Source organism: Tissierella sp. MB52-C2 (genome assembly GCF_030931715.1).
Classification (GTDB): domain Bacteria; phylum Bacillota; class Clostridia; order Tissierellales; family Tissierellaceae; genus Tissierella.
Genome location: NZ_CP133261.1, coordinates 1,577,702 through 1,603,927 on the forward strand (window position 1 = coordinate 1,577,702; position 26,226 = coordinate 1,603,927).

The window sequence follows — 26,226 nt, forward strand, 5'->3', positions numbered from 1 at the left end:
TTAATTATAGTCATCCTTTCTAAAAACATATATTTAAGATTCTCAGCTAACATTTTTCATATATAAGTTATAATATACATTCTTTGACTTCATTAACTCATCATGAGTACCCTTTTCAACAATTCTTCCATCTTTTATAGTATATATAATATCTGCATCTTCTACTGTTGAAAGCCTATGGGCAATTACAATTACTGTTTTATTTCTAATAAAGGATTCTAAGTTATTTTTGACATAGAATTCAGAAATATTGTCTAAAGAAGATGTGGCTTCGTCTAAAATAATAATAGGAGCATCTCTAAGTATAGCCCTTGCAATGGAAATTTTTTGTTTCTGTCCTCCTGATAATATTAGTCCTCTTTGCCCTACTACAGTATCAAATTGTTCAGAAAGTGACATAATAAAATCATATATATCTGCCGCTTTTGTAGCTTTTATTATATCACTCATTTCTATATTTCCATTAGATAGTACTAAATTATTTAATATTGTATCATTAAATATAAAAACATCTTGAGAAACGACACTAATATTCCTTCTTAGAAACTTTAAATTATATTCTTTAATATTCTTCCCATCTAATAATATCGCTCCTTCGTCCACATCCCACAGCCTTAGCACGAGATTAATCAAGGTTGTTTTACCTGAACCACTCGCCCCTACAAGAGCAGTTGTCTTTTTTTCTTGAAAATTAATATTCATATCTTTGATTACATAATTACCTTCAGTATATGAAAATTTTACATGTTTAAATTGAATGTTACCAATTATATAATTCGGTCTATATCCATGATTTACTTGTTCTATATTAATAGGCTCATCTAGCACTTTAAATATTCTTTCAATTGCTACAAATGCACGTCTAGTACTAGTCTTCAAATGTGCAATCCTAAATACTGGTCCTAATAGTCTTTGAGAATATGTATTAAATGCTATTAATGTTCCTAAGGTCATCTTTCCAAGCATAACTTTATATCCTCCATATCCCAAAACAGCTATTGTAATCAGAGAACTTATTATATTTGCACTTGCCATACTAAGTGAAAAATTTAATTCAAGTTTAACTTCATCCTCCAGTATTTTCCTAGAAGTAGGAAAATACCTTGCAAAAAAATGTTTTCTTGCATTTTGAACTACAAAGTTCATCATAGAAGATATAAATTCCTCTATTATTGATGTAAATTCTCCATATTTATCCCTCAAGTTAGTAACTATTTTATTAATTTTTTTACTAAATTTACTTTGAAAATAAAACATAACAGGCTGTAATATTATGGCAACAATTAATAAATCAAATTGTAATCTACATAAAAATATAAACATTACTATTGATGTACATATATCAGATATGATAGAAAATAACATTTTCGTAGAAAAATGTTCTATTGTATCTACATCACTATTAACTGTAGTAAGTAATTCTCCTGTGTCTACATTTGAATAATATGTCCCTGAGAATTTCTGTAAACGCCTAATCAATTTCAACCTCAAATCATAAACAATTTTTTTCCCTATAATAGAATACATATAATCTGATATTATTCTACTCCCATTTTCAAATAACATTACCACCAGATATATAGTCATAAATTTAATGAGAAGCTCTAAATTTTTATTAGGTATAGCATCATCTATTATTTTCATAATAATATAAGGTGATATAATTGTTAATAGTGAGTTAACAAACATAAAAAATGCAGCTAAAAAATGCTGTCTTTTATATTTAAATATAATTTTAAAAAGCTTACGAATATTCTTTTTATCAGTACTATCTATAATCATGGTTAACCCTCACATTTATAAAATCTAATAAAGAATATATAGATTGAAACGTACTAAAAGAGAGCAATTTGTAGTCTATCTTAATATTGAATTCTTTCTCAATATTCTTTGTTATTTCATAAAAATCTTTAGACTTGTAATGAATCTTATCATTAGGAAGCATATATTTGTACAATAATGGAATATCTTGTTGTGGCAAATTTAAAACTTTAACAAAAATTTTTTCTAGCTTCATTAAATTTTTCTTAGAATAATTACTTTTCCAATTGGATATTTCGCAGGAACATGAATTTATATCATTAGTATCATCATCATCCCAAGAATTTTTTACTGCCTTATATTCTAATAATTGATTTAATTCTTCAAAAGAAATATTATCATTTTTAGCTAATATATTTAATACTAACCCTGTAAATAACGATGTAGCTTTACTGTTTCCTCCGAACATTTTATATTTATTATCTAAAGTTGGAACTAAGACAGGTGTTATATCAGCCACACATTGTATTTTCTTTGCACTATTGTACCAGTAATTATATGAATTGGCGAATGGCATACCCCTGACCCCTATTACATTTTTAAAAACAGCCGGAAAACTATCATTATTACTATTTTCTAAAGAGCATATTATTATTTTTCCTTGCTTATACAATTCATTACATACTTTATATAATTCATTCTTATATTTCTCATTTATAGTAGCAACACTTAAATTCACAACTCTTATATCTATATTTTTAATATACTTTAATGCTTCAATTAATGCTTTTGAATGTGTCTCTGCTTCTTTATTTAGTATTTTAACTACAAATATGTTTACATTAGAAGATACCCGCTGTATCATTGATGCACAAAAAGTACCGTGCCCATTTTCATCATTATAACTATCTTTTTTAATCACTAGTTCTTTGTTATTATCATATTCAAAACTCAGTCCACCAATAATACATTCACTAAAATCTTTATTATTTATATCAATACCACTATCAATTATAACGACATTATTCTTAAATTTTTTTAATATATTATCCATTATGTATTCACCCACTTTATCATAACTGTTTTATAAAATTCCTTTTAAAACCTTATATAACTGCTCAAACATTTTTATCCATATTCTCCTATATTTTATAAGATACTACTATAAGTGTCTGATCTACATATACTTTAAGCTGTTTTTTTAAGCAATACTCTTTTTAAAAAATATATTTGTCTTCTTTCTAATGGACTCCTATTTACTAGCCAACCATTAAATGCCATTAATACAATCATAAATCCAAGTAAAAATATCTTAGATCTGTCATAATTATAGTGATTTGAAAAAGAAAATATATTAAAAATTGATGATCTTCTCATATTAACATTCCAATAAACCCAATACATTAATGATACTATATAACCAGCTTGAACTATAGAAAACAAATTTGCTACAGTCATTGAAAATACTCCTAAGAAAATTGTTCCCGTAAATCCAATCCATAAAAATTCCCAATAAGAAAATAAATATCCTTCATATATATTTCCATAAGGTGTAAAACCAAAATAAACCAGCAAAAAAGGTATAAGCATGAAGAGCATCAGAAGAAAGCTAATAAATAAAAATCGTACCAAAAGAATTTTTGTCTTGTTCTCTCTCGTTAAAAAAAGTATTTCTGATGTATAACTATACTTATCTACCAACATAATATCTGATATCATCACTATTCCTACAAAAGGCATATATATTTCTGAAAGATTCATAAAGTCCAGTAATGTTGGACAGTAAAAAGCAATAGGAATAATTGCCATAAATAATGCACATAACAGCCACTTTATTGGCGAAAATAGAATTTTAGTATTATATTTTAGATAATCAATCATTTTATACAACCCTCCAAGCCTTTTTATCTGTCCTCTCCCATATTTTGCAAGATACTATAAGTAGCACAACAGTCAGTGCCATATATATAATTCGATTTTGTATAATTACATCATTAATAGATTCTATAATTAAAGTACGGATTAAAAATTTATATAATGTAACAGAAAAGTTCCCACGCCCTATAAAAACTCCTTCTGTAACATTAAATATAAAGTATAATATATATATAGGAATTACTGCCATACCATTATTAAATACCAAAGATAATGTTACTATTAATGCGCTTGCAAATAATAACGATGGTAAAACATAAATAAGTATTTGGACTATCATGTCAAGAAATTTTGTATTCCAGCCAGCTCGTCCAAACTTAACACATACAATAGAGTCCACACATATTCCAAGAATAAATACACTTAAAAAAAATGACAGGAAGCATCCAAAATACCTACCCAACACGTACTCATAAGATTTGACTTGCTTTGTATGTATTAGTTCATTCATTCTATATCTTCTATCCTTCGAAAATAAAAGTGCAAAAATGGGTAATATCAATATCCCCCCAACCAATTGAGCTAAATCTGTGTAATTCATAGAAACTTCATATGTATATGCCTTATCTCCTAACCAAGAATATAGGTTTTTATTTACCTCTTTAACAGTACCTAATTTCTCTTTACCATTATCCATAAAAGCTTTTATCCATTCTCCTATCCACTCTGCTGTCTCAATATCATTTTCCTTTCTAACATAATTCATAATCTGCGAAATGCTGAGTCCTTCTTTATCCATTTTTTCACCAAGTTGTATCATGTACCCCTCCACATTTACACCTGCTTTTTCCATACTCTTAAGCCTATGTATAACATATTCTCTAAGTTCTTCTTCAGTTCTATCTACATAAAGATATTCATGGTATCCTTTAATTGCTTTAATATCTGCATCACTTTTTACAGGAAGATAAAATATATATGACATTTCGCTATAAGTAAACCCAACAAATAGCAATACACATAGCCAAAATATGATGCTCTTCACTTGCTGTTTCATTTCAAAACCTATAATGTCAAATATCATTATTTAGCTTCCTCCTTTGATGACAATAATATATATGCATCTTCAATAGAAGGTTCTACTTCTATACAATCAAGACTAGGTTGATCTTTAGATACAATTCTTGCTTCTATTTTCCCCTGCAAATACTGACTTGAAATTACTGTATAATTTTGTTTAAGCTCATCAAGTTCGGTAGTTTTATATAAAGTACATTTCCATGCACTTCCTTTTGCCTGCTGGATTAAATCTTCTACGGAGCCTTTATATATAACTTTTCCATAATCCAGAACAACTAATCTTTCACATGTACTAGCTATATCTTCTACAATATGAGTAGAAAGCAGGACTGTGTTATTTTTCGAATATTCACTTAATATATTTCTTATTCTAACTCGTTCTTCTGGATCTACACCAGATGTTGGCTCATCAACAATTAATATCTTAGGTTCACTCAAAAGTGCCTGTGCAATGCCTAATCTTTTTTTCATTCCACCTGAAAGTTGTCGAAACCTTTTATGAGACTGTTTTTGTAAATTTAACTGTATTAGCACTTCCTCAATTCTTTCTTTTCTCTTTTTTGGTTTCATTTTATTTAACATTCCCATATAATCCATAGCTTCATAAACAGTTAAATTGTTATAAAAAGCAAATTCCTGTGGTAAATAACCTAATAAAGATTTAATAGACAAAATATTTTTCTTTTTAAGAGGTATACCGCATATTTCAACTGAACCCCTAGTAGGCTCTAATAAGGTAGTAAGAATTCTCATCAAAGTAGTCTTTCCTGCACCATTCTTGCCAAGTAACCCAAACATACCTTGTGATATATGCAAATCGACATCATTGAGTGCAGTAGTTTCCTTACCATATATTTTGGTAAGTTCTTTTATTTTTATATCCATGCTTATTAATCATCCTTTCTCGCATAATCTTGAAAACTTTTAAGAATATTTCTATATGTCTGTCTAATTATATTCATATTTTTTAAATAAATATCTTTCAAAAACTATTTGTATGAAGGATTCTATGGAATCCTTCATACAATTAAAACAGACTAGTTATTTAAATACTCTTATTTTATCTCCATGGAATATTTAATATCTATGCGGGATTACATCCATGTTGATTTTTTAGGAGTGTACACATCTTCATATTTATAGCAACCTTTTACATTGCCATTGGTTTTGCCTACCCATACCATTTCTTCAAAACAATCAGTATCACAAGCACCTTGTCCTTTTACATCTAACTTATCTATCTTATCTGAAATTTTTTGTATTTTAAAATTCATCAAATTTCCCCCTTTGTTTTTCCATAATTACTAAATTACTAAAATAAAGGATTGCCTCTAGCATTATATCCTTCATCATTGTACCAGCATGAAGAACTCTCTTCTTTTGATCTCTTACCTTTCCAAACAGTAACTTCACAATCAAATTTACAATCTTTACCCTGTCCCTTAACATCTAGGATATCTACCTTATCTGAAATCTTTTGTACCTTTAAAGTCATCAATACTCACCCCCTTATTCAAATAGTTAATACTAGTCCGTTTTAAGCATTTGTTAACTTTTAATATATTAAAAAGTTCATTGTGATTATTCCCATAAGAGTTCATTTAAATGAGGCTTCATATAATCACAACGCTCTTTGAATAAATCTATATTATTTTCTAATATATATAAATCATGCAAACATCGCCAACAAAAAAAATTAACATTACAATCACAACAAAGAGGATGTTGATCAGGCTCAAAATCAGACAAACAGCTATGTGTACATGCTATTTCATTTTTCTCTTCAAATAAAATACGTAAATCTTCAATTTCATCTACATTGCCCAACTTAAACTGCTCATCAGTAAACAAATCACATGGAAATATATCTCCATTGTATTCAATGGTCAATTCATTAACCCCTGCCTTACAAGAACATCCTATTATTTCATGTTTATTTTTTAGTTCTGAAGGGGAAGAGATTTCTTGAGCATTTGAAACAAATTGAGTTAATATATCAGAGTTTCTTTCTGCTCGTCCTAAAAGCGCTAATTGTCTAAGCATAGGCTTAGTACCTAATTCCTCATTAAGCTTATAAAATTTATTAACTACATTTTGATTGTTTTTAGTAAGAACCATTGAAAGACTAATCTTTTTATAATCATTTTTATGTAATAGTTTAATACTATTAACTACTTGCTGGAAAACCCCTTTTCCCCTGATGATAGAGCATGATTCTTCATCTGCCCCATCTATACTAATATCAATATTATGTGCTAAAGCAGCTAAAGGTTTAACATTATCAGTATTTATAAGCGTTCCATTTGTCATTACTGATATTTTTCCATCATAATTACTTGAAGTATGTTTTAAAATATCTACGAAGTCATCCCTAATCATTGGTTCACCACCCGTTAAGGTTATATGGGAAGGTTTTAAAGCCTTTACTTTGTCTATTATTTGAAAAACTTGGGAAGTAGTATACTTATCATGGTTATTTACCTTATCCGCATCAACTATACAGTGCATACATTCTAAATTACACCTTTTGGTAATAGAAATGCTAACATCATTTATTTTATTGTGTTTTTTCTCAGTTTCACTACTTAGCTCATGTAAATTATCCAACAATTTTTTAAAATATAATTTATCTTCATCATCAGCTAAACTATCTAATAATTCCTCTTCTGTACTTTGATTATCAATACTATTCTTTAATATATCATAACATTCTCTAGAAATTTTCATCCATGAGCCATTTCTACGATTAAAAACTATGACTCTATTATTATTAAAAAGAAACCTGATTGATGGTGATAAATATAAATCCATATTTATATCTCCTCTCATTTGATTTTTTAGTCTAACTCTCTTTTCTTTTTTCTTTTAATAATATGAAATTCTGTAATTTTATGAAACTTTTAAATTATATTTTGAAAATTTATACATTATATTCTCTATTGCACACATTACTGGTGAAGGCATATTGAAATTATCCGTTAATACTTTATTTATTAACTTACATCTTGTAGCTGAACAGCAGTTATAGTAACTACATCCATTGCATATTTCATTTTTTGTATTAAAAATACTATGAATTTTTTGTAGCTTTATTTTATCTATACCTGTATCAATATTTCCTATTCTATATTCCTCGTCTTCAACAACATAAGTACAGGGATATATGTCCCCATTTGGATCGATATTTAAAGTTGTTATTCCTCCTCCACAATTCCCTTTTTTATATATTTCTACATCAACAATAGATATACTAAGATTGCTATTTTTTTCTTTCTCTCGTTTAAACATTTCGAAAATCTTTTCTGTTTCTTTGCACAAAATATCTATGTGATGCTTGTCCCATCTATCATCAAAATAATCAGCAACTGGTATAATGGTATTAAATCCCATTTCTACCAAGTGTTGTACACTTTCATATAGATTATATACTGTATCAGTATTAAATGTCATTCTAATTCGAACATCTTGCCTAATCTTTAATAAAGACACAAACTTGTCAATTACCAAATCGTAAGTCCCCCTACCATTTTTAAGCATTCTATTTGTATCATTAATTAATTTATTTCCGTCTAAACTTGCAGAAAGAGAATAATAAAAATTCTCACACAAGTATTCTTCTATTTTTTCATCTAACAGAATTCCATTTGTTGTTAACCCGAACATTAATCTTTTATTACTACTAGAAAAAATTTGCTTAAATTCCTCTGTTATATATTTTATTAAGTCAAATTGTAACAAAGGTTCTCCACCATGAAAATTAATAATAAGTGTATCCTCATTTAATTCATTAAAATGTTTCATAATATATTGTATTGATTTATCAGCAGTTTCTATACTCATCATCTTATTAGTCTTATCATTGCCCTCATAACAGTATCTACATTTCATATTACATTGAGTAGTTATCCATAATGTAACTAACATTTTAATTCCCCCTTTAGGTGTATTGTATCTATATTACTATAATGTTATTGATACCTTTAAAATCAAACCTTTTAAGCCAATCCACTATCAATCTATTTAAATGGCATTTGAGTTAATTCTGAAGTAGTTAAATTTCCAGAACAAGAAATTTAAGTTTAAGCAATACAGGGTTTAAAATGTAAGCTGTATTTTCCGCTTACCAAATACATCAAATTTTGATTATAAAATCAGTCTTGATTTTTCCCAAAATCAACATTAAACTTACTATAAAAATTGATACAGCCATAATTAATGCTATTTCTTTAAAATTTAATATTAATAATGATATAGTAATTATTATCTCTGTAATAAGAATAATACTTGTCCTTCTTTTATATATAGCCCTTACTTTTAGCATGATACCCTCCTCCATAAGCTCTAAGTGGGATATATACTATCATAAATAAAATGCTTTCCCAGACCGCTCTAAACATAAATCCTATTAAGATTGTTGTTGTGATGTTTAGTAATATTAGAAGTCCTTGATGTAATCCATAGGCATAAATCTGCCTATCCTCATCTTCTATTACTCCATTAGCAATAAAGTAGCTTGTCACCTTTTCAATCATATTATTAGCCATTAGTTTTTACGAAGTTTTTCTGCACCTTTTGGTAATTCAGGCTGATAAGCCAGATACATACATGTTGTATTTACATTCATAGATGTTACCATCAATGCTAAACTTGCAAGAACTTTACTAAACCTTAAAACAACTTTCTTCACACAAATCATCCACCTTGTTATTTTTTGTATATTTGTATATTTGTATTTTTATTATACAATAAGAAGTAATAGCTTTTTGGGAATTTGTTGAAACTTATATATCTTTTTGTTGAAACTTACAATTTTTGTATATTTATTACTAAAATATTAAAGGACTTTGATTTCTCAAAGCCCTAACTATCTAATCTATTAGACTCCATACATTAATATATCAACATGAAATCTTTTTTCAGTATGATATAATTTCAAGTTATCAATTGTCCCTTTTTTAGCAACTTCCCATGGAAAATACTTTTCTTCCACATTTATTTCATCTTTATCAAATATGTATATCATTAGTCCTATAAGAATTTCCAACTCTTATTTTATAATAGGAAAGTAGAACTTTCCTATTATAAAATAAAAACATGAACCTTAATATGGTTCATGCATTAATATACTATTCTTCAGTTTTTGGTTCTTCAGGCAATAATACTTTTCTAGAAAGATTTATTCTTCCTTGATTATCTATTTCCATAACCTTAACTAATACTTCATCTCCAACTGCTAATACATCTTCTACTTTATTAACTCTTTCTCTAGCTATGTTGGATATATGAAGAAGCCCTTCTTTACCATTTAGAACATCTATAAAAGCTCCAAAGTTAGTAATTCTAGTAACTTTTCCTAAATAGATTTCTCCTGGCTCTACTTCTTTAACGATTCTATTAATTATATCTATGGCTGCTTCGCCACCTTCTTGTGTTACTGAAGCAATGAAAATCTTACCAGTGTCATCAATATCTATTTTTACGCCTGTTTCATCTATTATTTTATTAATTACTTTTCCACCAGGTCCAATTATATCTCTTATTTTGTCTGGATTTATTTGCATAGTATATATTTTAGGAGCATACTTAGATAAGTTTTCTCTAGGTGTTGATATGGTTTGCATCATCTTATCTAATATATATAATCTACCTTGTCTAGCTTTTTCTAAAGCTTCCTCTAGTATTGGCTTATCTATTCCTGCTATTTTTATATCCATTTGTATAGCCGTAATTCCATCTGCAGTCCCTGCCACCTTAAAGTCCATATCTCCTAAATGGTCTTCCATACCTTGAATATCAGATAAAATAGCTACATTATTATTTTCTTTTATTAATCCCATAGCTATTCCAGCAACAGGAGATTTTATAGGAACACCTGCATCTAATAAAGCTAAAGTACTTCCACATACACTAGCTTGAGATGAAGAACCGTTTGAGCTAAGAACTTCTGATACTAATCTTATTGTATACGGGAATTTGTCTTCAGATGGTATAACTGGTTCGAGAGCCCTTTCAGCCAATGCCCCATGACCTATTTCTCTTCTGCCTGGTCCTCTTAAAGGCCTAGAATCTCCTACAGAATATGGCGGGAAGTTATAATGGTGCATATATCTTTTAGATTCTTCTTCTCCTAAGCCATCAATAACTTGTGCATCACTAACTGCACCTAATGTGGCTATTGTAAGAACCTGAGTCTGACCTCTCTTAAATAATCCTGAACCATGAGTTCTAGGTAATAACCCTACATCTGTAGTAATAGGACGTATTTCATCTGTTTTTCTATTGTCTGGTCTTATACCTTCTTCTACTATTAATCTTCTGACTTCGTCTTTTAACATATTTTCAATTACTACATTTATATCTTGCACTGACTCTGGATATTCTTCTAGCAATACTTCCTTTATTTCCTTATTTACTTTATCTATATTATCTAATCTCTCTTGTTTTTCAAAAGTATTTATAGCTTCTATTAATTTTTCTTTACCAAAAGCAACTATCTTTTCTCTTATTTCTTCATTAGGTCTAAATAAATCATATTCTTTTTTATCTTTACCTACTTCGCTTTTAATATCTTCAATAAAATCACATAGTTTTTGGATTTCAGCATGAGCTGTTAGGATACCATCTAACATAACTTTTTCTGTTACTTCATTTGCTCCTGCCTCAACCATCATTACAGCATTTTTTGTTCCTGCTACAACTAAATGAATTTCTGATTTTTCTCTTTCTTCACTATTTGGATTTATGATGAACTTATCATCTATTAATCCCACAAGAACTGATCCTGTAGGTCCATCGAATGGAATATCTGATATAGATAGAGCAATGGATGACCCAATCATTGCTACAATATCTGGTGAGTGGTCCTGATCTGCTGATAAAACAGTAGTTATAACTTGTACATCATTTCTATATCCATCTGGAAATAAAGGCCTAAGTGGTCTATCTATAAGTCTTGATGTTAAAATAGCTTTTTCACTTGGTCTGCCTTCTCTTTTTATAAATCCACCTGGTATTTTTCCTACTGAATATAATTTTTCCTCATAGTCTACACTAAGTGGGAAAAAATCTATTCCTTCTCTTGGCTCCTTAGAAGCTGTAGCAGTGGCTAAAATCACTGTATCACCATATTGAACCATACAAGCACCACTAGCCTGTTCTGCCACCTTACCAATAGTTACAATTAGGTCTCTACCAGCTAAATTATACTGGAATTTCCTTTCCATGCAATCCCTCCTTAATTTTAATATATTTAATATATTTATTATATCCATAATTCATAAAAGTATCTAATATAAATCAATAGAGCGGGAGTTTCCCGCTCTTATTAACCTCTGATGCCTAATTTTTCAATTAAAGAACGATATCTTGCAATATCATTGTTTTGAAGATATTTTAAAAGACCTCTTCTTTGACCTACCATTTTAAGTAATCCTCTTCTTGAATGGTGATCTTTTTTATGAGCTTTTAAATGCTCATTTACAGAATTTATTCTGTAAGTTAAAATTGCAATTTGTACTTCTGGTGAACCTGTATCACCTTCGTGTAATTTGTACTCATTAATAATTTGTTCTTTCATTTCTTTTGTTAACATAAATAATACACCTCCAAAAAATTTAAAATACTCCAAGGGCTGCGTAAAACGCTGAGGATACGTTGAACGAAGCCTTTGGTAACGTTGCAATATAATATTATCATAATAAATAGTAAATGTAAATATTAATGTTTGAATTTAACCATTTCTATATCTAAATTCATTTGATTTATCAATTCTTCTTTATTCTTGAATTTAATATCATCTCTTAAAAAATCTATAAATTCCACTTCTATCATTTTTCCATATATGTTTTCACCGAAATCTAATATATAGGTTTCTATTTTTAATACATCCTCATTAAAAGTAGGATTATAACCTATATTTGTGGCAGATAAATATCTTCTATTATCAACTATAGTATTAGTAATATAAACTCCATTTTTAGGTATTACAAAATTGTCCATAGGTTCCATATTAGCAGTGGGAAAGCCTAATTTATTGCCTCTATTCTTCCCTGTTATTACTTTTCCTAATATAGAATATGGACGACCTAATATGTTAGTAACTTCATCCATATGACCAATGGCTATTAAATTTCTTATAATAGAACTGCTAATAACTTCATTATTTTTATAAACAGGATCTAAAACTATTACATCTATATTGTGTTTTTTCCCAAGTTCTAATAAAAATTCAGAATCACCTGAAGCCTTATATCCAAATCTATAATCAAATCCAACCACTAATAGTTTGCAATTCATTTTATCTATAATAATATTTTTAATAAAGTCTTCTCCTGATAATTTCATTAAATTATCATCAAAATCTAAAAGGTAGATAATATCAATCCCTAATTCTTCACATATTTTAAACTTTTGTTCGTTACTTGTTATCATATTAGGTTTGTTATTGTCTATAGTAGCTTTTGTATGATTTTTAAATAATAAAAGGGAAGATTTAATTCCCAAATCTTTAGCTTTGGAAATCATAGTATTAATTAACTGTTGGTGTCCAATATGAATACCATCAAAGTTACCTAAAGCAATAGCAGTATTAAATCTTGTTTCATTATAATTTGATAAATCAATTATTTCCATATATATATCACCTTATATCATTAAAACTTTATCCATTTTTAAGTAAAATTTAGAATCATCAAGAATTATTTTTCCTATTCCAACAAATATATCTTTACAATAAACTCTAAGTAACTTATTCATCATATTCTCCTCAGTATCAACCTGTAAAACAACGCCATTAATTAATTTAGAATATAAATATTCTGGTACAGTAAATCTCTCTATATGTTCTAAGGCTTTATCCATGGGAGTAATTATCTGTAAAATTTCCTCATGATTTAATTTGCTAATATATTCAATACTATAGGAATCTTCAATTTTAAAACTTCCTGCACCTACTCTTAGTAAGTATGACATATATCCATAGGTGCCTAAATCCATTCCTATATCGTCACATAAAGTTCTGATATAAGTTCCCCTGGAGCAACTGGTATAGAATAAGATCTTTTTACAATCTTCTATACTCAATATTTTCTGGTCATATATTTTTATACTCCTAGGAGTACGCTCCACAGTTTTTCCTTCTCTAGCAAGTTCATAGAGCTTCTTACCCTTATGTTTTAATGCTGAATACATAGGTGGCAGTTGAGATATATCACCTATGTATTTTGACATAGTAGATATTATCTCATTCTCCGTTACTGATTTATTAGAGATAGATATTACTTTTCCATCTCCATCTTGAGTATCAGTTCTATATCCTAAGGTTAGTTCACCTATGTATTCCTTATTGCTGTCTAAGAGATATTCTGCAATCCTGGTACCTTTACCTATACATAATGGTAGTACTCCAGATGCATTGGGATCTAATGTTCCTGTGTGTCCTATCTTTTTTGTTTTAAGTGTTCTTCTTAATAAGTTTACTGCATCATGGGAAGTCATTCCCCTTGGTTTAAAAAAGTTAATTACGCCGTTCATACTACCACCTAAAATACCTTTTTTATTTGTTCTAAAATTAATTTTTCAGCCATGTTTATAGGTTGATTAATAGTACATCCTGCTGCTCTAATATGTCCTCCACCATCAAAGTTAGCACAAATTTCAGCAACATCTACATATTTCTTACTTCTCATGCTAACTTTGATGTCTTCTTCTTTAATTTCTTTTAACAAAACGGCTATTTCCACTGAATCTATTTCTCTAATAAAGGAAATTATCCCCTCTGTATCTTCCATTTTAGCATTTGAATTATTTAGCATATCTTGGGTTACTTGTATTATGCCTACCTTATTATCATGGTAAAACTTTAGAGTCTCCAGCACTTTTATAAATAGTTTTGTTTTTTGAATACTTCTATTTTGATATAGATTGATATTGATATTACTTTTATCAATACCTAGCTTTATTAACTCAGCTGCTATCTCATGGGTTTCTGATGTAGTATTATCATACATAAAGCTTCCAGTATCTGAACTTATGGAAGTATAAATACAAGAAGCTATATCCTTATCTATAATAATTCCCATTTTACTTATTAATTTATATACTAATTCTCCAGTAGCAGCTGCATTACTATCTACAATATTGATACTTCCAAAATTAGTATTGCTAATATGATGATCTATATTAATAATATTTTCTATTTTCTCTAAAAATACTTTATTTTTACCTAATCTGTTTTCATCGCTTACATCTAAAGCTATAAATAGATCCAATTCAATAGTATCATCATAGTCCATGATTTTATCTATATTTGGAAGAAATGAAAAATTTGTAGGAATATCATCACTTTTAAACATAAAAACTTTTTTATTAATCTTTTCAAGTGCATTGCCCAATGCAAGAATAGATCCAAGATTATCTCCATCAGGATTAACATGAGAAGCGATTCCAATGTTCTTGTTATTTTTAATTAAATCAATCCCTAAATCAAATTCACTTTCAATATTGTTAATCATTTTTATTGTCTCCATGATCTTTAGAATCCTTATTAACATCTTTAATTAATTTAGACATATAAATACCATGTTCAATAGATTCATCTAAAACAAAAATTGGTTCAGGAGTGTATCTTAAATCTACTTTACTGCTAATTTCTTTTCTTATAAATCCCTTAGCACTTTCTAAACCTTTTATTGTATTTTCTTTTTCTTCCTTATCTCCAAATACAGATACATATATTTTCGCATAACGTAAATCTCTAGTTACTTCTACTTTTGTTACAGTAGTAAGAGAATTAACCCTTGGATCTTTAAGTCCATTATAAATCAATTCAGAAACAACCTTTTTTACTTCTTCTGAAATTCTACTTATCCTTTTATTGTTCATTTAGTCACCTCTATTTCTCCATTTCTTTTGCCCTTTTTAATACTATATCTATTTCTGAACTTCTTTAAGAATATATGATTCTAGTAGGTCTCCATCTTTAATATCATTATAATTTTCTAACCCTAGCCCGCCTTCATATCCAGATAAGACTTCTCTAACATCATCTTTAAATCTTTTTAATGATGAAACATTTCCTTCAAATATAACAATATCATCTCTTAGAAGTCTTATTTTTGAGTTTCTAGTTACTTTACCATCTAATACATATATACCAGCTATGGTATTTCCATTAGGTAATCTAAAGGTAGCCCTTACTTCAGTTCTTCCTATTACTTCTTCAACTATTTTTGGTGCATGCATACCCTTAATTGCTGATTGAATATCTTCTATGGCTTCATAGATTACTCTATAAGTTCTAATATCAACTTTTTCCCTCTTAGCTACTTCAATAGCATTTAAATTTGGTCTAACATTAAATCCTACAACTATGGCATTAGATGCTGAAGCTAACATTATATCAGACTCAGTAATTCCACCTACACCACCATGTATAATATTAGTCTTAACTTCTTCTGTACTAAGTTTTTCAAGTGATTGTTTTAAAGCTTCAATAGATCCTCTTACATCACCTTTTATAATAATATTTAAATCTTTAATTTCACCAAGCTTTATTCTTTCAAATAAATCATCTAGTGATATTTTCTGATCTGATCTCATTTGTTCTGCTCTTGTATTTTCCTTGTTTTTCTCACCTATAGTCCTAGCAGTTTTCTCGTCATCTACTGCATATAGTAGTTCTCCTGCATTTGGAACTTCAGATAATCCTAAAACAACTACTGGCGTAGATGGGCCTGCTTTTTTAACTCTTTTTCCTTTATCATCAAGCATAGCTCTAACTCTACCAAAGGAAGAACCAGAAACCACCATATCTCCTACTTGTAATGTTCCTTTTTGAACTAATACAGTTGCTAAAGGTCCTTTACCCTTATCAAGTTGAGCCTCTACTATTGTTCCTACAGCATTTCTATTTGGGTTTGCTTTTAATTCCTGCATTTCTGCAACAAGTAAAATCATTTCTAATATATCTTCTATTCCTTCACGATTCTTAGCTGATACTGGTACTGTAATAGTTTCTCCACCCCAGTCTTCAGGAACTAAAGCATTTTCAACTAGTTCTTGTTTTATCCTATCTACATTTGCAGTAGGTTTATCCATTTTATTAATAGCCACAATTATAGGAACATTGGCAGCCTTTGCGTGATTTATAGCTTCAATGGTTTGTGGCATAACTCCATCATCAGCTGCAACTACTAATATTGCAATATCTGTTACCTGTGCTCCCCTAGCACGCATAGATGTAAAAGCCTCATGGCCTGGAGTATCTAAAAAACATATCTTTTTATTATTAATATTAACAGCATAAGCTCCTATATGCTGAGTAATTCCACCTGCTTCAGATTTAGTAACACTGGTTTCTTTAATAGCATCTAATAAAGATGTCTTACCGTGGTCAACATGACCCATTACAGTTACTATAGGTGCTCTAGTTTTTAAGTCTTTAGGATCATCTTCATAATCCAAACTATATTTTTCCTCTAAGGATTCAATACTTTCCTCTACAGTATCTTGTATTGTAAGTTGGACACCAAATTCTTCTGCAACTATTATTGCTATATCTGAATCTATAGATTGATTCTGATTAACCATTACTCCTAGACCTATTAGTTTGGAAATAACTTGGGAAGAACTAACTCCTATTTTGTCTGCTAAATCTTTTACGATTATATCATTTCCTATTTCTATAACAACCTCATTCCTTTCTTTACTAATTATAGTATTTTCTTTCTCTATACTATTATTCTTTTCATTATGTTTATTATTTTTCTGCTTTTTATTATTTTTGCTTTTGTTACTTTTGATATATTCAGTATCTATATCTTCATCTTCAATTTCCTCTTGTTCAGCAGGAGAATTTTGCACTTCTTCCCCGACTAATAGTGACTTTATTATGTCTGCTTCTTCATTTTCTAAGGTACTCATATGATTACCTACTGGTATTTCTAAATCTATAATTTTTTCAATTAAATCTTTGCTGCTAATTCCTAATTCCCTAGCTAATTCATATACTCTAACTTTTTTCATATTATATACCCCCCTATTATCTTTGAAGGTGATATCTCTGGTTTCTAATTAAGATTTAACCATGTTTTTCAAATCTTCATATATATTATTTGATACTTCTACCTCTAAAGCTCTAGACAATTTGTTTCCTTTTTGTGCAATTTCAATACATTCGATATTAGAACAAATATATGCTCCTCGACCATTTGTTTTTCCTGTTGGATCAACAACAACTTCTTGCTCGTTATTTCTTACTACCCTTATTAATTCTTTTTTAGTTTTACCTTGAGCACAAGCAATACATTTTCTTAGAGGAATCTTTTTCTTTTTCAAATAATCACCTCTTATTCACATTCTTCCTTATATTGGGATTCTGATTTAATATCTATTTTCCAGTTTGTTAGTTTAGCTGCTAGTCTAGCATTTTGACCTTCTTTTCCTATGGCCAAAGAAAGTTGATAATCTGGTACAACTACAATGGCAGATTTTTCCTTTTCATTAGCTATTACATCTACCACCTTAGATGGACTTAAACTATTTGCTATAAATTCTCCTATATCTTTACTCCATATTACAATATCAATTTTCTCGCCCTTTAATTCATCTACTATTACTTTTACTCTGCTGCCTTTAAATCCAACACATGAACCTAGCGGGTCTACGTTAGGATCCTTAGAGAAAACTGCAATTTTAGTTCTAGAGCCTGCTTCTCTTGAGATTGAGAATATTTCTACTATACCATCATCTATCTCTGGAACTTCCAACTCAAATAATCGTTTAACTAAATTAGGATGTGATCTAGATAATATTATTTGAGGTCCTTTTGTGGTTTTCTTAACTTCTAATATAAGTAGTTTTAATCTATCACCTTGATTATATTCTTCACCATCTATTTGTTCTACAGGTGGTAATACTCCTTCGGTTTTTCCTAAATCTATATATACATTATTTTTACTAATTCTTTGCACCTGTCCAGTAATTATTTCATTTTCTCTATTTATAAATTCATCAAAGATAACGTCTCTTTCTGCATCTCTTATTCTTTGTATGACTACTTGTTTAGCAGTTTGAGCAGCTATCCTACCGAAATCCTTAGGTGTAATTTCTATTTTAACAAAGTCTCCAATTTGGAATTTATCGTCTATTTGTTTTGCTTCATCTAGACTTATTTCTAAATATTCATTATCTATTTCTTCTACTACTTCTTTTAAAGCTATTACTTTTACTTTTCCAGTAGTTCTATCCATTTCTACTTCGACATTCTGTGACGCACCAAAGTTTTTCTTATAACTAGAGATTAGTGCAGACTCAAGGGCATCAAATATTATCTCTTCGGAAATGCCTTTTTCCTTCTGAATTTCACGAAGAGCATTGATAAAATCTCCATTCATTCATTAAACCTCCCTTAAAATTTAACAGCTAATTTAATTACAGCGACTAATTCTCTAGGTATCTCTATAGTAGTATTAGTTTCTGTTTTTAATATAATTAAACCTTCATTATAATTGTCTAAAGTTCCTTCTATTACTTTTTTGCCTTCTAAAGCTTCATATAACTTGATTTCCACATCTTTTCCCAAGTTTCTTTTTAAGTCTTTATCAGTTTTTAAAGGTCTATCTAATCCTGGAGATGATACCTCTAAATAATAAGCTACTTTAATTGGGTCTTGTTCATCTAATCTTTCACTTACTAATTGACTCATTTTTTGACAATCATCTAAGTTTATTCCGCCTGGTTTATCTAAATATATTCTAAGAAAGTGACTTGCACCTTCTTTTACGAACTCTATATCCACCAATTCATAGCCTAATTCTTCTGCTAGTGGCTCACATATTTCCTTAATAACTCCTAAAATACCTTTTTTGTTCAATTTATTCACCTCCATAGATATTTAGCTTAATTTAAAAACTACAAATGTCAAAAGCTTATATTAGATAGTAAATGTAGCTTTTGTTGAAACTTATTAGGGTCAAATCAAGTTCCCTTTGTAAAGTTTAAAAAGTAGAATTTTCCTATTCTTTATAAAAAATCAAGAGTGGGATAGCCCACTCTTCACCAGAAAAAAAATTTACTTTTGCCAAATTAATTATATCACACTTTAAGGAAAAATCAAATATTAAAAAGACTTATTTGATTACTCAATGGCAAATCTCCCAAGCAACCATGGTTGTTTAAAACTTCTAAAACAGGTTTGCTTACTTTACCACGATTAATTAAATCTTCCCTAGAAATAAACTTAGAAATATTTCTCTCTTCTACAATCTTTCTGGCAACGTTTTCTCCTAATCCTTCTAAACTTTTAAGTGGTGGCAAAATTCCATTCTCATCAATAGCAAATCTATCGCTATCTGATTTATAAAGATCAACATTTTGAATCTTATAACCTCTAGCATACATTTCTAATACAACTTCTAAAACAGTTAATAGATTTTTTTCTTTTGCGGTCATATCATTACCTAGTTTTTCTAGTTCCTCAATCTTAGTCTTAACCGTTTCTCTACCTTTTATAACTAAATCTGCATCAAAATCACTGGCTTTAATAGTAAAATAAGTTGCATAAAATGCTTCAGGATAATAAACTTTAAAATATGCTATCCTAAAAGACATCATAACATATGCAGCAGCATGAGCCTTAGGGAACATATATTTTATCTTTTTACAAGAATCTATATACCATTCAGGAACTTTTAGCTCTCTCATTTGGTCTTCTTCTTCTTGAGTTAAACCTTTTCCCTTTCTTACTTTTTCCATTATTTTAAAGGATTTCTTGTTATCCATCCCCCAGTTAATTAAATTTAACATAATATCTTCCCTTGTAGAGATTACTTTACTAAGGGAAGCAACATTATTCTTAACAAGATCTTGAGCATTATTTATCCATACATCTGTTCCATGAGATAGACCACTGATCCTTACTAGCTCTGAAAAAGTTTTAGGTTGAGTCTCAATGAGCATTTGTCTTACAAACTTAGTACCAAATTCTGGAATGCCTAAAGTACCTACTTCACAATTTATATCTTCCTTAGTTATTCCCAAGGGCTCTGTACTAGTAAATAGCTTCATTGTCTTAGGTTCATCTAAAGGTATTTTAGTAGGATCTACTCCAGTAATATCCTCAAGCATCCTTATAATAGTAGGAACATCATGTCCTAGAATATCAAGTTTTAGTATTCTTCCACTAATTGCATTATAGTCAAAGTGAGTAGTTATTACTCCCGACTTTTTATCATCAGCTGGATACTGTATTGGTGTAAAGTCTAAAATATCTTTATACTTTGGAACAATCATTACCCCACCAGGATGTTGTCCTGAAGTTCTTTTTATTCCTGTGCAGCCTTGAACTAGCCTGTTAGTCTCAATTGGGTTAACGTTTGTATCTCTTTCTTCAAAGTACTTTTTAACAAATCCATAGGCTGTTTTATCCGCTATGGTTCCAATGGTTCCTGCTCTAAACACATATCCTTCTCCAAATAATTCCTCTGTGTATTTATGTGCCACAGCTTGATATTCTCCAGCAAAGTTTAAGTCAATATCTGGTTCTTTATCTCCTTCAAATCCTAGAAAAACCTCAAAGGGAATATACTGTCCATCTTTATTTAATTCAGTATCACATTTTGGACATATTTTATCCGGAAGGTCGGCACCTGAAGCTACGGAACCATCATCAAAGAACTCATTATATTTACATTTTGGACATACATAATGAGGAGCCAATGGATTTACTTCTGTAATCCCACTCATAGTAGCTACAAAAGAAGAACCTACAGATCCTCTAGAACCAACTAAATATCCATCTTCTAATGATTTCCAAACAAGCTTTTGAGCAATTATATACATAACTGCATATCCATTTTTAATTATAGAGCCTAATTCTCTCTCTAGTCTTTTCTCTACAATATCTGGTAAAGGTTCTCCATATACTTCTATTGCTTTTTCATAGGTAATCTTTCTTAGTTCCTCCTCTGCACCATCTATAATTGGTGGATAAGTTCCTTCAGGTATAGGGAGTAATTCTTCTACCATATCATTTATTAAGTTCGTATTGTCTATGACTACCTCTTTTGCAACATCCCTTCCTAAATATGAAAATTCATCTAACATTTCATCAGTTGATTTAAAATATAATGGTGGCTGAATATCGGCATCTTGAAATTTTTGTCCTGACATTATTATTCTTCTATATATTTCATCTTCAGGATCTAAAAAGTGGACATCTCCTGTAGCAACTACAGGTTTATTATTTTCTTTACCTAATTTGTATATCCTTCTATTTATATCTCTTAGTTGCTCTTCATCTTTTAGAATTCCCTCTCTAACTAAATACATATTATTTTCTATAGGTTGAATTTCTAGATAATCATAAAACTTTACAATATCTCTTATTTCATTATTACTTCTGTTCTTTATTATCGCCTTATATAATTCTCCTGCTTCACAGGCACTTCCTATTATTAATCCATCTCTATTGGCTTCTATAAGAGATTTTGGGATTCTAGGTCTTCTATGAAAATAATTTATATGAGATTCAGAAACTAGCTTGTATAAGTTTTTAAGTCCAATTAAGTTTTTAGCAAGTATTATTATGTGAAATGTTTCCTCTTTAGATATATCCTTATTGGAACCTAGCCCATTTATTTGATCAAAACTTTTTACATTTCTTTCTTCCAACATATTTAAAATCTTAAGAAATATTTCTGCTGTAGCAGTAGCATCATCTACAGCCCTATGATGGTTAAGTAAGCTTATATCTAAATGTTTAGCAATAATATTTAGCTTATGACTTCTTAAAGAAGGAAAAACTGCCCTAGATAACTCCAATGTATCCAATACTGGATTGTTTAATTCCAGATTATATATCTTCATTTTCTCTCTAATAAATCCAATATCAAAAGATGCATTATGAGCAACTAAAACATCTTCTCCAATAAAGTTTTTAAAATCAGTAATTATTTCTCCTATGGTTGGTTTATCTCTTACCATTTCGTCTGTAATCCCAGTAAGATTTGTAATGAATTCTGGTATAGGTCTTTCAGGATTTATTAACTGACTATAAGTATCTGTAACTTCACCATTTATAATTTTAACAGCACCAATTTCAGTTATCATATCATTTATAGGAGATAAACCCGTAGTTTCTATATCAAATACTATATATGTGGAGTATTCCTTATTTTTATCATAGTTGGTTACTATTCCTTTTTTATCATTTATTAAATAACCTTCCATACCATAAATCATCTTTATTCCTAAAGACTTACTTAAATTCATAGCCTCTGGAAATCCTTGAACTATTCCATGATCGGTTATGGCCAATGCCTTATGGCCCCACTCCTTAGCACGGGCAGCAATTTTCTTTAAAGGAGAAATTCCATCCATTGAACTCATTTGAGTATGAAGATGTAGTTCTACTCTCTTTTCTTCGGAAAATTCCTTTCTTTCTTCCTTCACAATCTTATTAAGAGATTTTAACATTATAACTATACTCCTAGAGTAATTGTCGAAGATAACATCTCCAGCTACTCTTACATAGGATTCATTATTTATATTAGCAAGAAAATCTCCAGAATGTTCTTCCGATAAAAATACTTTTGCAGCAATAGAATCTGTTAAATCTGATATGTGAAAAGTAACTAAAGTTTTATTATTTCTTATATCTCTACTTTCAATATGAAAAATTTGACCTTCTATAACACAAGACCCTGTCTGCATATTTATAGTCTTTATCTTTACAGGTACATCTTTTATTTGCTTACCATATATATAGTATTTATTAGAAACAGTTACTTCTTTGCTAGTGGAATTGTTCTTGGAAGATTCAACAGTACTATTAACTATATTAATTGCCATTTCTTTTTCTTCTGCAATTATTGTATCCATAAAGTCTTTTTCTTCTGCAAAATCATTATCTGAGACTTTAATAGACAAATCTAAATCTAACTCCTCTTTAAGTTTCATCTTTATATCTTCTATTAATCCACTTTTTTCTATGGAGTAATGAGCCATTTTATTTGGTGGACAAATTATAAGGGAGTCATCTCTGATCTCCCATTTTAAATCCTCAATCCATGAACTACTAGATTGAATTTCTTTTTTTATAATTTCTAAAAGATTTTCTTCATAAAATTTTATCTTATCCATAATGCTGCCTGTAATATTATATTTAAGTTTTAATATAGTATTAAAATCGGTAAACTTTTTACTAAATATATTTTCCAGTTTATAAAGTGCATTATTATTGATAAGGTCGGAAGATTCCATATAAATAATTATATTCATAGAAGGTTTTATTACTTGGACTTTGTTAATAGCTATATCCATGAGTTCTTTTTCATCTAATTCATCTTTTTTTATTAATTCAGATATACATATCTTTTTCTTCATTTATATAACATACCCCCTTCTCCTTATTGGGATATTTTAGTATTACAGTTTTTCTATTTCCCTCAATAGTTCATTTAATAATTCTTCTTCTTTAACTTTTTTTATTATTTCACCTTTTCTAAATATCAATCCTTCACCTTTACCGCCAGCTATTCCTATATCTGCCTCTCTAGCTTCACCAGGCCCATTTACAGCACATCCCATTATGGCAACCTTTATATGTTTATCAATTCCTTCAAGTCTCTTTTCTGCCTCTTCTACTATATTGATTAAGTCTATATTAGTTCTGCCACATGTGGGACAAGAAATAATTTCCAAACCTTCATTTAATAAGTTAAGTGATTTAAGGATTTCCCTACCTACTCTTACTTCTTCAACAGGATCTCCTGTTAAAGAAATTCTTACTGTATCACCTATACCCATAGATAATAATGTACCTATTCCAACAGAAGATTTAATAGTCCCTCTCCATAATGGACCTGCCTCGGTAATTCCTAAATGTAGAGGATAGTCTACTATATTGGACATCTTTTCATAAGCTCTAATAGTAAGAGGAACATTGCTTGCCTTTAGTGAAATCTTTATATCATAAAAATCCATATCTTCTAATAATCTTATTTGCTCCAATGCACTGTAAACCATTGAATCTTCATTTACTCCATGATATTTATCCAAAAACTCCTGTTTAAGTGAACCTGCATTTACTCCTACCCTTATGGATATATCTTTTTCTTTACAAGCTTTTACTACTTCTTTAACTTTATCTAATGAACCAATATTACCTGGATTTAATCTAAGACCATCAACTCCATATTTTATGGATTCCAATGCTAATTTATAATCATATTGAATATCTGCAATTATAGGAATATTGATTTGTTTTTTTATTTCTACTATGGCTTTGGCATCTTCTAAATCTGTAATAGCAGATCTAATAATGTCACAGCCAGCATTTTCTAACTTCTTGATTTGGTCTACAGTAGAATCTATGTCTTTTGTTAAGGTATTTGTCATGGATTGAATGGAAATAGGATTATCTCCTCCAATCAATACATCTCCAACCTTTATCACTTTAGTTTTTTTTCTATTCATTTTCATCACCTATTAAAAAATATTAAATTTAATTATATCTCCATAAGTCACTAGTAACATTAAAGATATTAATAAAACAAATCCAACGAAATGTATGAAGCCTTCTTTTTGTGGGTTTATAGGTTTACCTCTAACTAATTCTATTAACAAGAACACTACTCTACTACCATCTAAAGCTGGTATTGGCAATAGGTTAAAGAAGCCTAGGTTAATACTAATGAAACCTAGAAAATATAATAGATTATTAATTCCTTGCTTCGCAGCAGCTCCCACCTCATGTATTACACCTACGGGACCTGAAAACTGTTTAAGTCCAACTTCACCTTTAAAGATCATGCTTACAGTAGTAAACATGAGTTTCAAAAACATAGCTGTCTTTTCAAACCCGCCTTTTATTGCAGAACCTATGGATTTTTCTGATTTAGGAGCTATACCTATTATAGTTCTATCATCTTCCACAGTAGGCTTGAGTTCTATTATTTTAGTTTCATTATCCCTTTGTATTTCTATTTCCATCGCTTGATTTGGATCAGATGAGTTTATGGAATCTACAACACTCTCCCAAGTTAGGGTAGATTTATTATTTATTTTAGTAATTATATCTCCTGATAATAAACCACTTTTTTCTGCTGGGGAATTTACTATTGTGTTTTCGATAATATTGGTAGGAGTACCTTGCCCATAGGAGACAATAGAAAGTATTACAATTGCAAGAATAAAGTTCATAATAGCTCCAGCTACTACAACTGCTATCCTTGATAATGCAGGTACTTTATTAAATCCCCTAGGATCATTAGACTCTTCATCTTCACCTTCCATTCTTACATATCCACCAATAGGTAAAGCTCTCAATGTATATTCTGTTTCTCCTTTTTTCTTCTGTATCAACTTTGGTCCCATACCTATGGAAAACTCATTTACTTTAATACCTACCATTTTGGCCACAGCGAAATGACCAAATTCATGTACTAATATTACTACTAAAAAAACAAATATGGCTGATATTGCCGTTAACATTTAACCACCGCCTATATA

At 29.5% G+C, this 26,226-nt stretch carries 26 protein-coding genes; all 26 read right to left on the reverse strand.

What is annotated here, in order from left to right; all coding sequences use genetic code 11:
* Window positions 1–42: 42 nt before the first annotated feature.
* On the reverse strand, window positions 43–1,782 hold the full coding sequence (locus tag RBU61_RS07770) for an ABC transporter ATP-binding protein (RefSeq protein ID WP_308879082.1): 1,740 nt from the start codon (window positions 1,780–1,782) through the stop codon (window positions 43–45).
* The gene (locus tag RBU61_RS07775; protein WP_308879083.1) at window positions 1,769–2,815 is read right to left on the reverse strand and encodes a S8 family serine peptidase; all 1,047 of its coding nucleotides are present in this window, start codon (window positions 2,813–2,815) and stop codon (window positions 1,769–1,771) included. Before RBU61_RS07775 ends, RBU61_RS07770 begins: the two co-directional genes overlap by 14 nt.
* Window positions 2,816–2,949: 134 nt before the next feature.
* Window positions 2,950–3,642: a hypothetical protein gene (locus tag RBU61_RS07780; protein WP_308879084.1), complete on the reverse strand. Its 693-nt coding sequence runs from the start codon at window positions 3,640–3,642 to the stop codon at window positions 2,950–2,952.
* A gap of 1 nt (window position 3,643) precedes the next feature.
* Window positions 3,644–4,720, reverse strand: coding sequence for a hypothetical protein (locus RBU61_RS07785; RefSeq protein ID WP_308879085.1), 1,077 nt, complete (start codon window positions 4,718–4,720; stop codon window positions 3,644–3,646).
* Window positions 4,720–5,601 carry an ABC transporter ATP-binding protein gene (locus tag RBU61_RS07790; protein ID WP_308879086.1) on the reverse strand — a complete coding sequence of 294 codons (882 nt, stop codon included), beginning with the start codon at window positions 5,599–5,601 and terminating at the stop codon, window positions 4,720–4,722. The genes RBU61_RS07785 and RBU61_RS07790 overlap by 1 nt, the downstream gene beginning before the upstream one ends.
* Window positions 5,602–5,810: 209 nt before the next feature.
* Window positions 5,811–5,990, reverse strand: a complete 180-nt coding sequence (locus tag RBU61_RS07795) for a hypothetical protein (RefSeq protein WP_308879087.1) — start codon at window positions 5,988–5,990, stop codon at window positions 5,811–5,813.
* A 38-nt stretch (window positions 5,991–6,028) separates the two neighbouring features.
* On the reverse strand, window positions 6,029–6,211 hold the full coding sequence (locus RBU61_RS07800) for a hypothetical protein (protein ID WP_308879088.1): 183 nt from the start codon (window positions 6,209–6,211) through the stop codon (window positions 6,029–6,031).
* Window positions 6,212–6,297: 86 nt separating this feature from the next.
* On the reverse strand, window positions 6,298–7,527 hold the full coding sequence (locus RBU61_RS07805; RefSeq protein ID WP_308879090.1) for a radical SAM/SPASM domain-containing protein: 1,230 nt from the start codon (window positions 7,525–7,527) through the stop codon (window positions 6,298–6,300).
* Between the two features lie 78 nt (window positions 7,528–7,605).
* Window positions 7,606–8,640 carry a radical SAM/SPASM domain-containing protein gene (locus tag RBU61_RS07810; RefSeq protein WP_308879092.1) on the reverse strand — a complete coding sequence of 345 codons (1,035 nt, stop codon included), beginning with the start codon at window positions 8,638–8,640 and terminating at the stop codon, window positions 7,606–7,608.
* A gap of 208 nt (window positions 8,641–8,848) precedes the next feature.
* On the reverse strand, window positions 8,849–9,037 hold the full coding sequence (locus RBU61_RS07815; protein WP_308879093.1) for a hypothetical protein: 189 nt from the start codon (window positions 9,035–9,037) through the stop codon (window positions 8,849–8,851).
* Complete coding sequence (locus RBU61_RS07820; protein WP_308879094.1) at window positions 9,012–9,260, reverse strand: accessory gene regulator B family protein; 249 nt, start codon at window positions 9,258–9,260, stop codon at window positions 9,012–9,014. The genes RBU61_RS07815 and RBU61_RS07820 overlap by 26 nt, the downstream gene beginning before the upstream one ends.
* Complete coding sequence (locus RBU61_RS07825) at window positions 9,260–9,403, reverse strand: cyclic lactone autoinducer peptide (protein WP_308879095.1); 144 nt, start codon at window positions 9,401–9,403, stop codon at window positions 9,260–9,262. Before RBU61_RS07825 ends, RBU61_RS07820 begins: the two co-directional genes overlap by 1 nt.
* Window positions 9,404–9,592: 189 nt before the next feature.
* Window positions 9,593–9,739, reverse strand: a complete 147-nt coding sequence (locus RBU61_RS07830) for a hypothetical protein (RefSeq protein ID WP_308879096.1) — start codon at window positions 9,737–9,739, stop codon at window positions 9,593–9,595.
* A gap of 103 nt (window positions 9,740–9,842) precedes the next feature.
* Window positions 9,843–11,939 carry a polyribonucleotide nucleotidyltransferase gene (locus RBU61_RS07835; RefSeq protein WP_308879098.1) on the reverse strand — a complete coding sequence of 699 codons (2,097 nt, stop codon included), beginning with the start codon at window positions 11,937–11,939 and terminating at the stop codon, window positions 9,843–9,845.
* Window positions 11,940–12,040: 101 nt separating this feature from the next.
* The gene (gene rpsO, locus RBU61_RS07840; protein WP_308879099.1) at window positions 12,041–12,307 is read right to left on the reverse strand and encodes a 30S ribosomal protein S15; all 267 of its coding nucleotides are present in this window, start codon (window positions 12,305–12,307) and stop codon (window positions 12,041–12,043) included.
* Between the two features lie 125 nt (window positions 12,308–12,432).
* Window positions 12,433–13,347 (reverse strand): bifunctional riboflavin kinase/FAD synthetase, encoded by a 915-nt coding sequence (locus tag RBU61_RS07845; protein ID WP_308879100.1) that lies wholly within the window; start codon window positions 13,345–13,347, stop codon window positions 12,433–12,435.
* 12 nt (window positions 13,348–13,359) lie between these two features.
* Window positions 13,360–14,247 (reverse strand): tRNA pseudouridine(55) synthase TruB, encoded by an 888-nt coding sequence (gene truB / locus RBU61_RS07850; RefSeq protein ID WP_308879101.1) that lies wholly within the window; start codon window positions 14,245–14,247, stop codon window positions 13,360–13,362.
* A gap of 8 nt (window positions 14,248–14,255) precedes the next feature.
* On the reverse strand, window positions 14,256–15,227 hold the full coding sequence (locus RBU61_RS07855; RefSeq protein ID WP_308879102.1) for a bifunctional oligoribonuclease/PAP phosphatase NrnA: 972 nt from the start codon (window positions 15,225–15,227) through the stop codon (window positions 14,256–14,258).
* A complete protein-coding gene (gene rbfA, locus RBU61_RS07860) occupies window positions 15,220–15,597 on the reverse strand; it encodes a 30S ribosome-binding factor RbfA (RefSeq protein ID WP_308879103.1) in 378 nt (125 codons plus the stop codon). Before rbfA ends, RBU61_RS07855 begins: the two co-directional genes overlap by 8 nt.
* A 48-nt stretch (window positions 15,598–15,645) precedes the next feature.
* Entirely contained in the window at window positions 15,646–17,739 is a 2,094-nt protein-coding gene (infB, locus tag RBU61_RS07865) for a translation initiation factor IF-2 (RefSeq protein ID WP_308879104.1), read from the reverse strand.
* A gap of 48 nt (window positions 17,740–17,787) precedes the next feature.
* The gene (rnpM, locus tag RBU61_RS07870; RefSeq protein WP_308879105.1) at window positions 17,788–18,051 is read right to left on the reverse strand and encodes an RNase P modulator RnpM; all 264 of its coding nucleotides are present in this window, start codon (window positions 18,049–18,051) and stop codon (window positions 17,788–17,790) included.
* 11 nt (window positions 18,052–18,062) lie between these two features.
* Window positions 18,063–19,109 (reverse strand): transcription termination factor NusA, encoded by a 1,047-nt coding sequence (gene nusA, locus RBU61_RS07875; RefSeq protein ID WP_308879106.1) that lies wholly within the window; start codon window positions 19,107–19,109, stop codon window positions 18,063–18,065.
* A 14-nt stretch (window positions 19,110–19,123) separates the two neighbouring features.
* Window positions 19,124–19,588, reverse strand: a complete 465-nt coding sequence (rimP, locus tag RBU61_RS07880) for a ribosome maturation factor RimP (protein WP_308879107.1) — start codon at window positions 19,586–19,588, stop codon at window positions 19,124–19,126.
* A 239-nt stretch (window positions 19,589–19,827) separates the two neighbouring features.
* Window positions 19,828–24,099: a PolC-type DNA polymerase III gene (locus RBU61_RS07885; protein WP_308879108.1), complete on the reverse strand. Its 4,272-nt coding sequence runs from the start codon at window positions 24,097–24,099 to the stop codon at window positions 19,828–19,830.
* Window positions 24,100–24,141: 42 nt separating this feature from the next.
* Window positions 24,142–25,191, reverse strand: a complete 1,050-nt coding sequence (gene ispG, locus RBU61_RS07890; RefSeq protein WP_308879109.1) for a flavodoxin-dependent (E)-4-hydroxy-3-methylbut-2-enyl-diphosphate synthase — start codon at window positions 25,189–25,191, stop codon at window positions 24,142–24,144.
* A gap of 12 nt (window positions 25,192–25,203) precedes the next feature.
* The gene (rseP, locus tag RBU61_RS07895) at window positions 25,204–26,208 is read right to left on the reverse strand and encodes an RIP metalloprotease RseP (protein ID WP_308879110.1); all 1,005 of its coding nucleotides are present in this window, start codon (window positions 26,206–26,208) and stop codon (window positions 25,204–25,206) included.
* Between the last annotated feature and the right edge of the window lie 18 nt (window positions 26,209–26,226).